The following is a 15,200-nucleotide window of genomic DNA, read 5'->3' as shown; positions in this document are numbered from 1 at the left end:
TACACGCTGCGAACAGCCTCTACACAGAGCAGACCCGCCGGCGCTTAAATCAGAGAGGCAAGATGAGATTGGCCCGCCCCAACCGATCCGCCCGCTATTTCAGGAACGGCTCATGTAAAGGTCAAGCAAGTCGTAATGTCGCACGAAGCTAGAACCCGAAGGACAACTATGAAGCTCAAAAAACTTTTAACGCTCGATTTCATACAAGAATTTGAGTCGTTGTTAGAAACAAATTTTGAGAAAAAGCTCTTCGTCGCCAGTTTAAGAAACTACGCGACTCATGGAAACCCCTTAAGATTTCACAACTTTGCTTTTTCGATGCGCGAGCTTGTACTGCATGTCATCCAGCGAAAAGCTCCGCCGCAAAAAGTCAAAAATGCTACTTGGTACGTTCGCGAGAGTGACAATCATGAAGTCACCCGCCGCCAGCAACTCAAATACTGCGCTCAATCGAATTTGTCGGACGCATACCTTGGAAACGAGGTAATTGATCACCTAAACGAGTGCATAAAAGAATTTTTGAGCGAGTTTCAGTTCTTCAACAAATACACACACATTACAGAAAAATACTTCGATGTATCTTCAGAAAAATTCTTTTTGGGTGTAAAGGACATAATATCCATATCGCGTGACTCTTTAAATGGGCTTCAAGATCTTGAGATGCTCGTTATCGAGTGCCTAGAGAAGAAAGTCAACAATGCAGTAGTCTCAACGGCAGTCAGCGCAATACCTGAGAGCTTATCCCTGCTTGCCAACCACGTGTATATCGAGTATACACAAGTGGAAGAGATTGCGTGTTTAGGGATTGATGATGAGTTTATTCATATAGAGGCCAGCGGCGAGGTTCATGTAACTCAGGAGTATGGTCCCAAGCATGACCTCTGCGAGATAAACGAAAGCTACCCATTCAGTTTGTGCATGAAATCAAGTGTAAGCGACCCGGAACAATTCGTCATCCTTTCCGAGGAGCTAGATGTAGACACCTCCTCTTGGTATGAATGAAGTCCTCCACACGCACTTCAGCTTCTTGGAGCTCTACCTCAGGGGGTAAAAATAGTGAGCCCCCTATTGATAAGACCAATTACCAGACGTAAAGTCTCCACTTGAAAAGTCAATGAAAGGATGAGGCAATGAAAGAGACTTACTACGTTCGCACCCAGTACGATGGCAGGGATTACAGATCCGTACAAGAAATATATTACTACGACAAAGAGGGCGAGGAGCAAGTAGACTGGAAAATCACTAACATCTGCTTGAATATTAGCACTTGTGCAGACCAAGGCAGCGACACTTGGGACTATATAAAACACAAAGTAAAGGAACACCTTGACAGTAATGGCATTCCTTACGATGACGTTGAGTGCGGCCTTGATTATGAATAAATGTAGCAAACCCAAGAGAAGGTAGCTCTTTTTTAGTTTCCTTTTTCAGCAGCAGCTAGTAAAAACTTTCTTTATAGGGATAGCGCTGCGCAAACATTTGTAATAATAGCTCCCACCTTTCCGATTCATTACTTGCAAACCGTCTAATTTGATCTGGCTTGAATCTCCCCAAAACCATTTGCAACTCCATGACTGTGAACTCGTGTACAATGCCACTCATTTTAATTGAGCCGATTATAGATTCCAGGTTAAGATTATCAGCCTTGTGACCTAAAAGGATACTCTTTACTGGTTCCCGCTCCATCGAGAACTCTGCGCCCTCTGGCACATCCACATACTCTCGGAGCGTCAATGTCTCTGACGGTATCTCTCGTTGATCAGATATCTGTCCAACCTTGGAGATCTTGTAAAATTCGTTAATGGCCGATGCGCTTTTTTTATCAATTTTATAGTTTCGCAGCGAGTAAGATGAAAAGCGTGTAGATGTCGCTGGAGGGTGCATAACCACTGACGGCATGTGAATCTGAAGTAAGCACTCAATTATATCCGGACGCCCTGAAAAGACTGGGAGTCCTAATACTTTCTCTCCAATCATTTTCAGCTTATCTTGAATTATATCTCTCGCATGATCCGTGGTCATCGCCATAGTCAATCCATTATGTGAAAATCCTAATTTGGTGACATCAGCCGCAATAATTCCGTATGTACGCCGCCCCTCATACTTTTTTGGCATTCGACAAATTATTTGCTCCTTAGCCTTCATAAAATTGTCCTTAAGATTTCTAATTCCCGCAATTCTTTTGCATTCAACAAAAAATGAATGCTTATCAGTTATGGCAATAATGTCAGTCTCGGTACTGAGATCAACAATGCATCCAGACTGACAAAAATAGCTTGCCACTCTTAGTTCAAACTGAGTATCTCTAGACTCAGTGTTTTTATCCAGCGCGGCAAAATCGCTTCCGCCAACTATTTTCTCAACCTTTACTTCAATACCTTTCGGTGCATGTTTTTCTAGCCCTCGGAGAATCCACATGAGCTCATGAGCCTCCCTCAGCAAATAAAGCTGCCAGTCAATGGAGCTCTGAAATCTACTATCATTCACATTTTTAAATATTTTCTTCTCATCAGTTGTTTTCCCGCTTGCCAAATCCTCAAAATACTGTACGTATCGCGATATCCTTGTGTTATGGGTCTTAACACCAAGCCTTTGAGCAAAAATTTCAAACTTTCGTAAATCGCCCGCATGGTCTTTAAAGCTTATTGCTGGCAACGTATGGTTTGGCAGCTTATACAAACGTTCCTCTTCCATTTTTTCCTCTCTTCCTTTGAGTAATATTTTACCGTACTGAGTTTCTCTATCCCAGCGGCCTCAATCTACAGAACTACTTCAGCATTAATGCACATCGATGTTCCTGAAAGATCGGAGCATAGCCGACGATATGCCTCATTTTGAAAACTTACCAGCAGATCCGATGGTTCAGTGCCTGCTTTGGATTCACTTGGCGTCACGGCAGCTTTGTCGGATGCCTGCCAGTTTCTATGGCGGGGGCTGCTCGACAAAATTCGACATCAGGACGTTTACCAACAAACGAACTGGGTGAAGAAATGGCTGCTGGTCAGTGGGCACGGTCGCCATGGCCAACTGGACTACGCCCGCTGAGAGGCACAGGGAGACATTTTTGTCGCCAGCCCACTCGCCACGCTCGAAGGATATAGCGAGCGCTGGAAAGCAATACTGCAGACAGTGAGTGAGAGAAAAACACAAAAAACCTGCGCAAAGAGCGTAAAGTCTTACAATCCAAGGCCGGATTTCCTACACATTTTTTGCCCCCACTGATACCCAAGAGATAGCCACGTGAGTGATTCAGACAGTTCATCCGAACCACTGATTGATGTAATGAAGCTTGCTGCATCCCTCCAGCGTTTCGCAGATGCTCGCGACTGGCAGCAGTTCCACTCCCCAAAAAATCTCATCTTGGCGCTCACTGGCGAGGTAGGCGAGCTGTGCGAGATTTTCCAATGGATGAGCGATGCCGACTCGATCTCCGCCGCAACAGATCCCGAAATCGGCCAAGCCGTGAAGGACGAACTGGCGGACGTACTGATGTACCTGGTTCGCCTGAGCAGCGTACTCGGCATTGACCTCAACGAGGCCGTGACACAGAAACTCGCCTCGAATGGCCAGAAGTACCCCGTAGATAAAGCCAGAAGCAACAGCAAAAAGTACGACCGACTCTGACCAACACGCACCTAAGGACAACCCGTGATCGTTTACGCTGCGACCAAACAGCAATTTCTCAAAGACAACGATAACGATGACATTGAGGAGGTGATCCTCAGGCATTACAAGGAAGCTACCGGCAAGAACGTTGGCTCCTCGGAAATTAGGTCGTGGCAAGGGTCTCTGACGTACATGGCCAAGGTCCTTAGAGATGAGGGCCTCCCGAGCGATGCAGGCCTGGCCATCGAATTGCACATTCCACAGTCGTCGAAGCGAATCGACTTTCTACTCACCGGTCGCGACGAAAACCAGGCAAAAAAGGCCGTACTGATCGAGCTAAAGCAATGGAGCAAGGCCAACGCCACAACCAAAGACGCAATCGTCAAAACGGCATTGGGTGGCGGCCTCATTGAGACCATTCACCCGTCCTATCAGGTATGGTCCTATGCAGCGCTGCTGGAAGGCTTCAACGAGGCGGTGTATGACAAAAGCATCGAAATCCGTCCCTGTGCCTACCTCCATAACTACGTCAGCGACGGGGTCATAGATTCAGCCCACTATGAGCCCCACATCAGCAAGGCTCCGCTGTTTCTGAAAGGCCCGGAAGAGCTCAGTAAACTCAGAGCCTTTCTGAAAAAGCACATAAGTCATGGCGACAACAAAGAGGTTCTTTACGAGCTGTCCGAAGGAAAAATTCGCCCGTCCAAGGCGCTAGCCGAAGCCCTTGGAGGGTTGATGAAAGGCAAACCCGAGTTCGTATTAATTGACGATCAGAAAGCAATTTTTGAGTCGGCGCTGGCGGCGGCAAGCGAGGCCTCGGACCAAGCACCCAAGGTGATGATCATCGAAGGTGGACCGGGCACCGGAAAAACTGTTCTGGCTATCAATCTGCTGGTGAAACTCACCGAATTGAAGCTGATGAGCAAATACGTCTCCAAGAATGCCGCCCCTCGCAAGGTCTACGAAAGCAAACTGGTTGGGACCATCAAGCGCAGCCATTTCTCGAATTTCTTTTCAGGCTCTGGGGCATTCATCGACACTGAGCCCAACACATTCGATGCGCTTATCGTGGACGAAGCTCACCGGTTGAATGAGAAAAGCGGGCTTTATGGAAACCTTGGGGAGAACCAAATCAAGGAGCTGATTGACTCAGCGAAATGCTCCATTTTCTTTATTGATGAGGACCAGCGTGTAACCTTGAGCGATATCGGCAGCAAGCAGGCGATTCGCGCCTTTGCGAACGCCAAGGGTGCTGTGGTTGAAGAACACGTGCTGTCTTCGCAGTTTCGCTGCAGTGGTTCTGACGGTTACCTGGCATGGCTGGATGACACGCTAGGTATTCGCTCGACGGCAAATCCGACGCTTGAGACCCAAGAGTACGAGTTTAAGGTGTTCGACTCACCTCAGGCGATGCATGACGCAATCAACGAGAAAAACCACGGAAACAAAGCTCGTGTGGTCGCGGGCTATTGCTGGCCTTGGTTGAGCAAGAAAGACCCCACCGCTGCTGATATCGTGATTGGTGACTACAAACGCCAATGGAACCTGGATCAGGATGGCAGCCTATGGATCATCGCTGAAAACTCCATCGAGCAGGTTGGCTGCATTCATACCTGCCAAGGTTTGGAAGTCGACTACATCGGGGTGATTATCGGACCAGATCTGGTCGTACGTGACGGTCAGGTAGTGACATCCCCGGATGAGCGCGACAAGCAAGATAAATCGATTCGCGGCTGGAAAAAAATGATGAAAGAGCAACCTGCCCTCACGAAAAATGAAACAGACCTGATCATCAAAAATACATACCGAACCCTGATGACACGCGGGATGAAGGGTTGCTACCTGTATTGTACCGACAAAGAGACTGCGCAATACTTCGAGAGCCGGCTTAGCCAACAAAGCAATCGTTGACGCTAGCGTTTGCTAGAAGCCCCTGTTCATGCGAGTGGGGACATCGTACGTACAGGGGCGACAATCGTAAGCGTCCACCCAACTCGCCTTAAGTAAGTAAGGTCGGCACCCACTGATGCATCAGCAATGTAGGCATGGCCATATTCCCAAGGATTGAGTTACCCTCAATTTCCCTGTCATACGTACCTCTCTAGGGTCAGCTCCCCCTAAACGTCGAGATCGCCTTCACCGAGGAGATCATCAAAAAAAGCAGCGCCTGATTCAGATAAGACTAAATTCCCCTTCCCGTTACGGTATGCAACGGCGCGTGTTTCGAGCTTCTTAATGTGCTCCATCAACACACCGCTTTTCATCCCACACGCTATCAGAACCTCAACCTTATCCTCCGCCTTGCCGATTTCCTCGATATGGATGTTTGACAGGCCCGCCGAGTTTTTCAGCAACACGTCCATTGTAAACCCCAACTCCAATACTCCCCGAAACAGCACCAGTAGCAGACCTTGGATGTTGCGTGCTAGATCATCTCTGACATCAGTGCCATCACTGGTGCGGATGTAGGCAAAGCCATCACGCATGACCAGCTCGTAACCAATCAGATCGTAGAAACTGCGGTAGTGATCGAAATTATTCAGTACCTCCTCGAAGTGCGGGTTTGATTTCAAGCCACCATCAATAAAGACGGTGCGGTTGATCATCTTTCCGTACATGAGCTGACCATACAGCTCTACAGACAGCTTTCGATTAATCACTTTGGCCTGTGCAATCGGCAGCGAAGGTTCGTGGTCAAACATGTTCAGTCTCCACTTGTAGCTTGTAGTACCTCAGGCTCTCGCTGTCAGTTGCGAGTTTGCCGATATGGTAGTGCGGGATGAGGCGAATTCCTTCTCGCTTGCGCAGCCAGCCCACCGACATTAAAAGATCAGTCAACTCGTACCCTTTAAGTCGGCCTTTCAGGTGTTCATGCATGGCGACATGGGCGTCATCGGTAAGCCGTGGCTCCCATTCCTCGACCAGATTACCGATGGCCAACAAGCGAGCATCGCGCCGACGCTTGAGCTCGCCCGACTCGTTGGCCTGCCCGCTGAGCTGGTGAATCTTCCCGGTGCTGATCTTGACGTTGGGCAGCGTTGCGCGCAGATGCTCTGCCAGCGCCAAGCGTTGATTAGCGTCTGGCCACTCAACTTTTGCTTCGAACACTCGCATTTTCAGCCCGGAGTAAGTGTTCAGATGGGCGAAGACAGGGTGCGTGCTGGGCAAAATATTGTCCTTCAAACTCCCATCATGCAGCTCACGCACGCTGCCATAGAGACGATTCCAAGCCTGTTCGATCTTGTCATAGGCACGACGGTGCGCCTTACTCTGCTGGACATAGCGCATCAACGAACCGCTGATGATCGAAATGTCATGCCGGTATGAGCGAATCGACTCGACGGAGTAATAAACCGAGCTGGCCAGCTTGTCGTGACCATAGTGAGCCAGTTGATCGCCGATGCAGGTCAGTGCTGTAAGAGCAGGCTTAGTCCCCTTCAGGTCAGTGTGCTCCCCCAGAAACTGCAAAGCAGGCAGGATGTTGCGTAGATAGATGTTGTTGATCTCCCCCAAGGCTTCCTGAGCCTTAGCCACCTCATCAATTACGTCATAGCGCATCCGATCGACGATCTCACCGAGTCGTTGGAGCCGGCCCTGTAGCGCATCCACACACTCCTTCATCTTGGCGGTTGCAGCGCGTATCTCCTTGCGCAGCACGCTCACCTGCTCCTGAAAACCGATATCTTCATTGCTCAGGGAGGGCAGAGTGACAAACACTTCGTATAGTCGATTGAACGAGGCTCGAATCAACTCATAATCAGCACTGTTCAAATGACGCAGACGCGCTCCGTCGAAGTGACGGAACATCTCGATCACGAAGGGGGCAAAAACCATCACGCCACGAGCGCTGTCTACCTGAATGACAAGCCCAACACGCTCAAGGTTTTCAACACAAAGAGCACTTTCTAGTTTGCGCCGCTCGGCCGGCACCTCACGCAAAACCCGCGTATTAGGTAACGGTGCTAAGGAGTCCAGCAGGGCGCGTAACTTCTGCTGGTACATGACAATGCGTACTTCCTCGCCTTCACCAACTTTATCCATGTGGTCAATCAGATCAAGGAAAACCCCCTTGTTCTGGATCATGTTGATCAGTGCAACGTCTGTTTTGACGACCATCAGATCCTCTACTCTTCCATTTCGGCAGCAAGATCCGGCTCGACAGCCTCAAGACACTCCAGGGCGATCAATGACTCACTTACTCCGGTATAAAGAATCGTCCGGTTCGGGCTGTAGGACTGGTCAGTTGCGTTGAAGTAGTCGAGATTCATGTAGTTGCCCAGCACTTTGCTGATACCGGAGGTCAGGCCAGGAGTGGCCCCGAACACACAGAAGCCATCCGCGTCGGCAATGTCGCGGGCAGAGCGCAGATTCTTATCATCAAGATTGGATAGCTCATCGATGAACAGCGGCAAGCTGACCTTGGTGTCGGCTTGCAGCAACTCTTTGAGCAGGAAAGCCAGCAGGCGGCAGTTAATCATCACTGAAGTGCCGGTTGATTGCGCTTCTACAGTGTACTCGTCACTGCCGTGAAGCTTGACGCGGTAATCGACGCTGACAATCAGGCGAGCCATGTTCAGGGTGGCATCGCGACGCTGATCGGACTCGACGAACTGAGTGCAGAAACTCCCCAGACGGTCGTAGAGGACTTGTGGTGGTAGCTCACCACCGGTCAGATTCACCGAATCTACGGTCTTCAGTAACTCATCGAACTGGGGATGGAGCTTGCAGTCGATAGCCACAGCCGTGAGGTTGGATACCTTGATTGACGACAGGTGATTCTCGATCTCCTTGATAAAGGTGCTGATCAGCGTGCGCGCGTGCCTGATCGACTGAATCTGGATCATCGTGTCGTCGTTATGCTGGACCACTTGGTTGAAATGGTTGCTCTCCTCCATATCGAGACGACCGTAAAGAACCCGGTACTTCTCATGCAAATTGGTTAGCGTTTCCAGGCTGATGGCGCTGCGATGGGCATGCTCGGCATCATCGTCAAGAGCCACCACATCCAAAAGATCGGATACCAGCAACCTGATCTGGTTAAAACTACGGGTGGTGGCTTGGCTGCGACTTTCGATGGTATCCATCAAATTCTGAGTTACCACGATCTCCTGCCGCTCTGCACGCTGGTAACCGGTATTCAAGTACTCCAGACGGGAATGCAGGATGTCGTTGACTGTCCTACCCCAGCGGAGCATGGATTGTTCACGCTCCTTGGCGGCCTCTAATGCCGTCCTGGCCTGCTCAACCAGACGGTTGGCCTCGTCGAGCTGCTGGTTGAGCTCAAGACAACGAGCCTCAAGAATTGCGTACTGCTCGGTGGCCTCGCCGTGCTCCTGCCCAAGCCGCACGAACTCCTGTTCAATGAACTCATGGCGTTTCAGAAGAGCAATGTTGCGTTCATCCTTCTCGATCTGAGCCTGCTTAGCAGCAATAGTGGCTTCGATCTGCTCGACTGACATTTTCGTCTTATTGGCAAGATCATTGGCGCGGCGCTTTTGCTGTGTAAGGCGCTTTCCAACAGATGCCAATTCGTCCTTACGGCTCTGTAGCAGCTTGCCAGCATCGTAGTGTTTGACCGGGACTGGAGTCGGACTGCTGAGAAACATGAGCGAGCCATCCAGCTCATTAAACAGCGCGGTGAAATCGCTGATTGTCTCAATATTGCCCTCGAGCAATGGCGGGCACTCGCCGGTGAAGACCTCCTGGTTCAGCGAGTAGAGGATGTCCGCTGTGCGGCTGGGGATCTGATCCAGATCCAGGAGTGATGGCCTCGCACCTTCAATAAGGATTTCAAGGTCTTTGACCTTCTGGCTGCCTTTGTTGATCTCGCGCGTTAACTGCTCGAACTCACGGCGAAATTCGCCATCGTCCTTTAGAGCCTTGATGTCGGCTCGATCCTCCTCGACCTGCGCCGCCAGTGCGGCAGCAATCTCTTCCGGGGTCATAGACGCGTAGCCATGCATTGCCGTTGAGAGGTCGATGGAGTCCTTCTTGATCCGGTCGTAGTTCTTCCCAATCTCGCCGATTGCGCCTTTCAGCTCCTTGAGCTGGGTATTTTTGCTAATCGCCTGCTCACGCTGGTGGTCAGCACCTTCTTTGACCGCACTGTAGTCCGCAGAGCACTGCATGCGAACGTCGAGGTAAGCAGAGCCCTGCTCGTTGATGCTCTGCTCAACGTCACACAATAAGTTCATCAGATCCGAACTTTGAGCATAAAAATCTGCGAAGCCTTGATTGAAACGGTCCCAGTACGGCTGTCCGTTACGAATCATCTGGAGCCGATTTTTTACCGAGCTCAGGGTTTCATAACGCGACAGAATTTCGATGAGGTTAACGTTCAGCTCAGCCTCAGTACGATCCTTTCTGCCTTCAATAATCGTGGCGATGGTGTCCGGCAGAGTACGTTTGTCTTTGGCTGCAATGTCAAAGGCCAGATGGATCAGGCGCTTCCAGGCATCAATCTCGCGAGCCTGCCCACCTCCACTCTTGAGCGGCAGCAGGCAAAAGCGCCCGGCATCAGGGCGTGTCGGCTGGTGCTTGTAAATTCGCTCCTTGATATTAGCTACATCCTTGATCACAACAGCGCCTAGCCTTTTCAGGGGCAGTTCAATCTGTGATCTCGACAACTCTTCAATTGGTGCCCCCATCCCTCCATTGAGGCTAGATTCATGATTCCAGAACAGGTGCTCGATTTCCGAATATTGCACTGGCACAGCAGTACGCTCATAGCTGTATTGCTTGGTTCCCACGTTAAGGATGATACAAAACGGACCGTGCGGGTTTTCCGCTTCAAGGACCATGAAGGAGTTTCGCTCGGGAAAATAAAATCCAAAAGTCGCATCTCGACCGTAATAGCCTTTTGTGCTTTTGAATCCAAACTTTCTCTCGCAATCGTGAAGGTTTTCTTCGGACAAAAGAAAGAACTTCAAAGCATTGAGCATTGAAGTCTTACCCTTATTATTATCGCCGAGCAAGGCCGTGTGTTGGTCGATACGAACCTTTGTATAGCAGTATGCCCCGCTATTTATCAAAACGATCTGCTTCATTTTAAAGGTTTCGTGAAACATAGATTCAATGCTCATGACCGCTCCCCAAATACTACTGACCCAGATAGGTTTCTTGCTCAAGCACTTTGCTAGTCTCACGCATAAACTGGATCAATTGATCTGTTTCCGGTGATAAACCCTGATACTTAATTACCTCTTGGCGCTGCTGATCAGTCAACGCGTACTTTGACTGAGCCAGGCGCTCTCTCACGTCAGGCGGCACAAGGAATACGGGGGGCTTGTCGTGCAGCAAGATTGTCAAGGAAGCGAACATCCGTAGCCCCCCAATGTCCACATCAAACAAGCAATACAGCCTATCGAACTGACCTAACATTTTTGCATTCAGTCTATTAGTTACCTGGTTGCCCGAACCGGAAATCAACTCAATATCACTAGCAGTAACAGCCAAAATTTCAGCAATGAATGGCAGCGTTTCATCGACTCGAAGGAAGTTCTCCAGATTCTCGACAATGACCCCCACCTTACCCAACACGCGCGGCAGCACCCAAGACCCAGCCTCAGTCACCGCCACAGCCGGGTGCCGGTATTGAAAAGAGCGAAACATCAGTAGCGACTCGGAGACACCAATTCGATGACTGTTTCCGTCTATAGCAGCACCGACTCGCCCCCCAACATCAGAAGGCCTGAACCTCATCAGGAGCTCATCGAATGCAGCCGAAATAAGCACTTCGACGTGATAACTATTTTTTTTAAGCTTCTTGGAAAGGAATATTCGACTGATATCTGCACGTGCCACGCCAGCAGCCAAAAGCTTGGCAATCAGTGCATCAAAATTGATGGGCTGCCTAGATTGAATCTTGTCAAGGTAGCGATAAATGACAGATGACATGGACTTCCTTGTAGAGCTGTAAACATTCAAGAAACTACGGCCGGGCTCAATGAAAAGCGCCCTCCTTCGTGAGGATGCATCCGCTAGGCCTCCCGTTCCATTCTGATCAAGCGCCCGTGCTGCTGCGATCAAGCGGCCACTCCGCACTATGCAAGCCTTTGATTGAGTTCGGCAATCACGATATGTAGTCTTTAGCGACTCATCTAGAGTGTTTACCTGTACAGGTAAAGTTTTCGAACAGATGGAGGGACCATGAAACGCAAGCAGTCGATCGAGTCTATACGTTGGGATCTAGCACTGCGCTATCGTCTGATCGAGACAGTGGTCTGGTGGGAGGGCCGCCTGACCACCAATCACCTGATGCAGAGCTTCGGCATCAGCCGTCAACAAGCGTCGAAGGACATCAACACCTACATCAACGAACACGCGCCGAAGAACCTTGAATATGACAAGCATTTGAAGGGGTACGTCCCAAGCCGCCGCTTCCAACCGCTGTTCATCGACGACAGCGCCAGTGCCTATCTGCACCTTCTCAACCAGAACCATGAGCGCGCCCCACACATCGAGGGTCTGGCACTTGCTTATGCACATACAGAGGTATTGGCAGTGCCGGATCGCTCGGTACGGCCGGAAGTGCTGCGTCCGCTGCTAAAAGCCTGCCGGGATGGTCTGCGCCTGGAGTGCGAGTATGTGTCCTTCACCAGCCCCGGTGGCGAAACTCGCCTGATCGCCCCGCACACCTTGGTTTACACCGGAATGCGCTGGCACGTGCGGGCCTATTGCGAGAAAAATCGGGATTATCGCGACTTCGTTCTGAGCCGATTCCGCGGCATACCGGATCTGATGGATGATCCTACAGACCACGGCCGCGAGAGTGATCCGGGCTGGACCACCTTGCTGCAGGTGATCATCGAACCCGACTCGCGTCTGAAACCGGAACAACGCGCCATCATCGAGGCCGACTACGGCATGCGGGATGGCCGACTGCCAATCGAAACCCGTGGCTCACTAGTACAATACGTGCTGCAGCGCTATCAGATCGACCCAACTAAAGTGCATGCCAAGGCGACAGCGCAGCAGATTGTCGTCGCCAACCTGGATGAACTGCAGCCTTGGCTGTACCACTGAGCAGAGATAAATATGTGGTCACGCCGCCGATTCTCTAGCCCAAGGGCAACAATCAACAGCGCGACCATCTGCTTGATAGATTCGGCTCCGATTCGTTTTAGGGGGCGGAGCTGAAAAGGCACCGTCCATCGGAATCCAGTCCACGCAGCGTTCCAACTGGTATTCCAAGCATGTTAACCAAAAATTTTTTTACCAGCAAAAACAACTAGATACCGACTTGTTTCAGATTACCCCGGCCCATTAATTCTCAATCAAAGATGTCCACGGACGTCTTTGATTGTGCCTGCGATCCGTAAGTTCTTATGAGCATCACCCTTTGGGGTGTTCCTACAGTATGCCCAGCTATTCTGAATAGCTGAGCTGGCGCCTTGGCGATCGCAACCAAACGCAGCGCTTCAGTCTTCCACTGGCCCAATACCGGCCGCTTGCCAACTGCCTGGCAGTTCATGGCTGAGACTGCCGGATCTACGTCGAGCGCAGTACACTAAGCCTTACGCCCTGGAGGGTTGAACGTGCACAACGCAGGAAGCGAACGGCAACGATGCGGCGCAGTAATCTGGCTAACCGGCCTGTCCGGCGCGGGCAAATCTTCCTTGGCAAACGCCCTGGCACTACGCCTGGAGCAATTAGGCCACCCCTGCTACGTGCTTGACGGCGACGTCCTGCGCAACGGCCTGAACGCCGACCTTGGCTTCTCCCCCGCTGACCGCCATGAAAACAACCGCCGTACCGGCGAGGTGGCAGCGCTGTTCGCCGATGCCGGGCTGATCTGCATCGCCGCGCTCATTTCGCCTTACCGCGCCGACCGCGCAGCGGCGCGCCGGGCGTGCAAGGCCGGGTTCCATGAAGTGCATGTCAAGGCGGATCTGGCCACCTGCGAAGCGCGCGACCCCAAGGGGCTGTACCGCCGGGCACGGGCGGGTGAGCTGAAGGGGTTCACGGGCATCGATGCACCCTATGAAGCGCCGCAGCACCCCGAACTGGTAGTGGATACCGCTGGCACCACACTGCAAACGGCGCAGGACCTGCTGTTGGGTTATGTCCTCAAGCAGGTCCTGGCGCCCCAAGATGTCATGACTCCGGCGTGATCTCGCCACGCTGCCAGCGGGCCTCGCTGTTGCCCAGCGCCTGGGCGATGTCGGCCAGCTTGTCGGACGGCAAGGTTGCCGGCAGCGGATCAAGGCCGGCACTGGCGAACAGTTGGCCGTAGCTGTTGCGCAACTCGGCGTAGGCCAGATCGCGGCGCAAGTCTGCCTGCAAGGCGTTGAGCTCACCCTGGATCAGTTCCAGCTCACCAATACCCTGGGCCTGATGGCGGTTGCGCAGTTGCTCGACGATCTGTTGATCAAGGGCGACCATCTGCTGGCTGGTGGCGAACTGGCGACGCGCCTCGCTGTAGTTGGCGTTGGCCACGTAAAGTTGGGCCAGAATGGCCATCGACATGGCCTGGCGGCGTGCCTCTACCACCTGCTCACCTGCCTTGGCCACATCGATCGAAGCCGGGCCGGACAACACATTGAACAGGTTCCAGGTGACCTTCACGCCGTAGTCGGCCCAGTGCTGGTTGGTCAGGAAGCTGTTGCTGTCGTAATGGCCGCCAGCGGAGAACTCCAGGCCCGGCAACATGCGCAGCATCGCCTTGCGCACCTCGGCGGCACTGATGCGTGCCTGGTAGTCCTGTTCGCGCAGTTCCGGGCGTGAGGCAAGCGCCTGCTGCTCAAGGCTGTCCAGCCCGACCTTGAGCTCGGGCACGCTGTAGTCATCGCTGGCCGCCAGGGTCAGCTCGGTGCCCGGCGGCAAGTTGATCAGCGCGCCCAATTCGGTCTTGGCCAGCGACAAGGCGCGGCGCTGTTCCTCCAGCTGGCGGGTGGCTTCTATCAGCGAACGCTGGTAGTTGAGCGCCTGGATCTGGTCGCCAATGCGCTGCTCGCCCATACGCTCGCTGTTGCCCCGCGCCTGCTCGACCCGCACCATCAACGCATCGATCTGCTTGAGCAGGCGCTCAGCAGCCACCGCCCGCCAGTAGGCCGAGCGCACGTCCTGGATGATGGTCTGCACCACCTTGCGCCGGCGCTCCTGCACGATCAGGCGCTGGTCGCCCTGCTGTTTGGCGCTGACATAGCTGACACCGAAGTCCAGCACGTTCCACACCATGGTCAGGTCCGCCACGTCGCGGTCGCGGTCCTGGGAGGTGGAGGGTTCCAGCGACTGGGTGTTGGTCAGCACGCTGCGGCTGCTGGCGGCGCTGGTGTTGCTGCGCCCTGCATACCCCGCCGACATCGCCATGCGTGGCAGCATGTCGAACGTGGCCAGGTCTACCTGGCGCTGGGCCAAGGCTTCTTCCATCACCTTCAGGCGCGCCTCTAGGTTGTACTTGACCGCGCGGGCCATTGCCTGGTGCAGGGTCAGCGGACCTTGCAGTGCCTCCTGGCCCTTGAACATGCTGGCCAGGTCGTCACGCGCGCGCTGTTCGCTGACGCTGCGCTCGATCGGCTGGGTCTTGACCGCACAACCGGTCACTGTCAGTGCCAACATGCTGATCGCAAATATCCTTGATGCCTTGCTCATCC

12 protein-coding genes are annotated in these 15,200 nt (G+C 52.4%); 6 read left to right on the top strand and 6 right to left on the bottom strand.

The features are described 5' to 3' along the window. Nucleotides 1-168: 168 nt before the first annotated feature. Together JOE27_RS19865 and JOE27_RS19860 are read left to right on the top strand one after the other, a co-directional pair. A complete protein-coding gene (locus JOE27_RS19865) occupies nt 169-1,002 on the top strand; it encodes a hypothetical protein (RefSeq protein ID WP_204919608.1) in 834 nt (277 codons plus the stop codon). A gap of 128 nt (nt 1,003-1,130) precedes the next feature. Continuing rightward, entirely contained in the window at nt 1,131-1,382 is a 252-nt protein-coding gene (locus JOE27_RS19860; protein ID WP_204919605.1) for a hypothetical protein, read from the top strand. A 55-nt stretch (nt 1,383-1,437) separates the two neighbouring features. On the opposite strand, the gene JOE27_RS19855 is transcribed toward JOE27_RS19860, so the two are convergent. Then, nucleotides 1,438-2,694: a hypothetical protein gene (locus tag JOE27_RS19855; RefSeq protein ID WP_204919603.1), complete on the bottom strand. Its 1,257-nt coding sequence runs from the start codon at nt 2,692-2,694 to the stop codon at nt 1,438-1,440. A gap of 546 nt (nt 2,695-3,240) precedes the next feature. Here JOE27_RS19855 and JOE27_RS19850 point away from each other — a divergent pair. Beyond that, a complete protein-coding gene (locus JOE27_RS19850) occupies nt 3,241-3,624 on the top strand; it encodes a nucleotide pyrophosphohydrolase (protein WP_204919601.1) in 384 nt (127 codons plus the stop codon). 24 nt (nt 3,625-3,648) lie between these two features. Beyond that, on the top strand, nt 3,649-5,517 hold the full coding sequence (locus JOE27_RS19845; RefSeq protein ID WP_204919598.1) for a DUF2075 domain-containing protein: 1,869 nt from the start codon (nt 3,649-3,651) through the stop codon (nt 5,515-5,517). 206 nt (nt 5,518-5,723) lie between these two features. Here the strand turns inward: JOE27_RS19845 and JOE27_RS19840 are convergent, their stop codons facing one another. The 4 genes from JOE27_RS19840 to JOE27_RS19825 are packed head-to-tail and all read right to left on the bottom strand — an operon-like array spanning nt 5,724 to nt 11,502. Beyond that, a complete protein-coding gene (locus tag JOE27_RS19840; RefSeq protein ID WP_204919595.1) occupies nt 5,724-6,308 on the bottom strand; it encodes a hypothetical protein in 585 nt (194 codons plus the stop codon). Beyond that, nucleotides 6,301-7,722 carry a hypothetical protein gene (locus JOE27_RS19835; protein WP_204919591.1) on the bottom strand — a complete coding sequence of 474 codons (1,422 nt, stop codon included), beginning with the start codon at nt 7,720-7,722 and terminating at the stop codon, nt 6,301-6,303. The genes JOE27_RS19840 and JOE27_RS19835 overlap by 8 nt, the downstream gene beginning before the upstream one ends. Before the next feature lie 8 nt (nt 7,723-7,730). Beyond that, entirely contained in the window at nt 7,731-10,688 is a 2,958-nt protein-coding gene (locus JOE27_RS19830; protein WP_204919588.1) for a hypothetical protein, read from the bottom strand. A gap of 16 nt (nt 10,689-10,704) precedes the next feature. Continuing rightward, complete coding sequence (locus tag JOE27_RS19825) at nt 10,705-11,502, bottom strand: hypothetical protein (RefSeq protein WP_204919585.1); 798 nt, start codon at nt 11,500-11,502, stop codon at nt 10,705-10,707. Nucleotides 11,503-11,754: 252 nt separating this feature from the next. On the opposite strand from JOE27_RS19825, the gene JOE27_RS19820 reads away from it, so the two are divergent. Continuing rightward, nucleotides 11,755-12,630, top strand: coding sequence for a WYL domain-containing protein (locus tag JOE27_RS19820; RefSeq protein ID WP_098467398.1), 876 nt, complete (start codon nt 11,755-11,757; stop codon nt 12,628-12,630). Between the two features lie 512 nt (nt 12,631-13,142). Continuing rightward, a complete protein-coding gene (cysC, locus tag JOE27_RS19815; RefSeq protein WP_204919579.1) occupies nt 13,143-13,718 on the top strand; it encodes an adenylyl-sulfate kinase in 576 nt (191 codons plus the stop codon). Here the strand turns inward: cysC and JOE27_RS19810 are convergent. Continuing rightward, nucleotides 13,702-15,198, bottom strand: a complete 1,497-nt coding sequence (locus JOE27_RS19810) for a TolC family protein (RefSeq protein ID WP_204920648.1) — start codon at nt 15,196-15,198, stop codon at nt 13,702-13,704. The genes cysC and JOE27_RS19810 overlap by 17 nt on opposite strands. Between the last annotated feature and the right edge of the window lie 2 nt (nt 15,199-15,200).

The organism is Pseudomonas sp. M5 (genome assembly GCF_016907075.1).
Taxonomy (GTDB): domain Bacteria; phylum Pseudomonadota; class Gammaproteobacteria; order Pseudomonadales; family Pseudomonadaceae; genus Aquipseudomonas; species Aquipseudomonas putida_E.
Note: the sequence above shows the minus strand (reverse complement) of the source record. Positions and strands in the feature narration are given on the sequence as shown.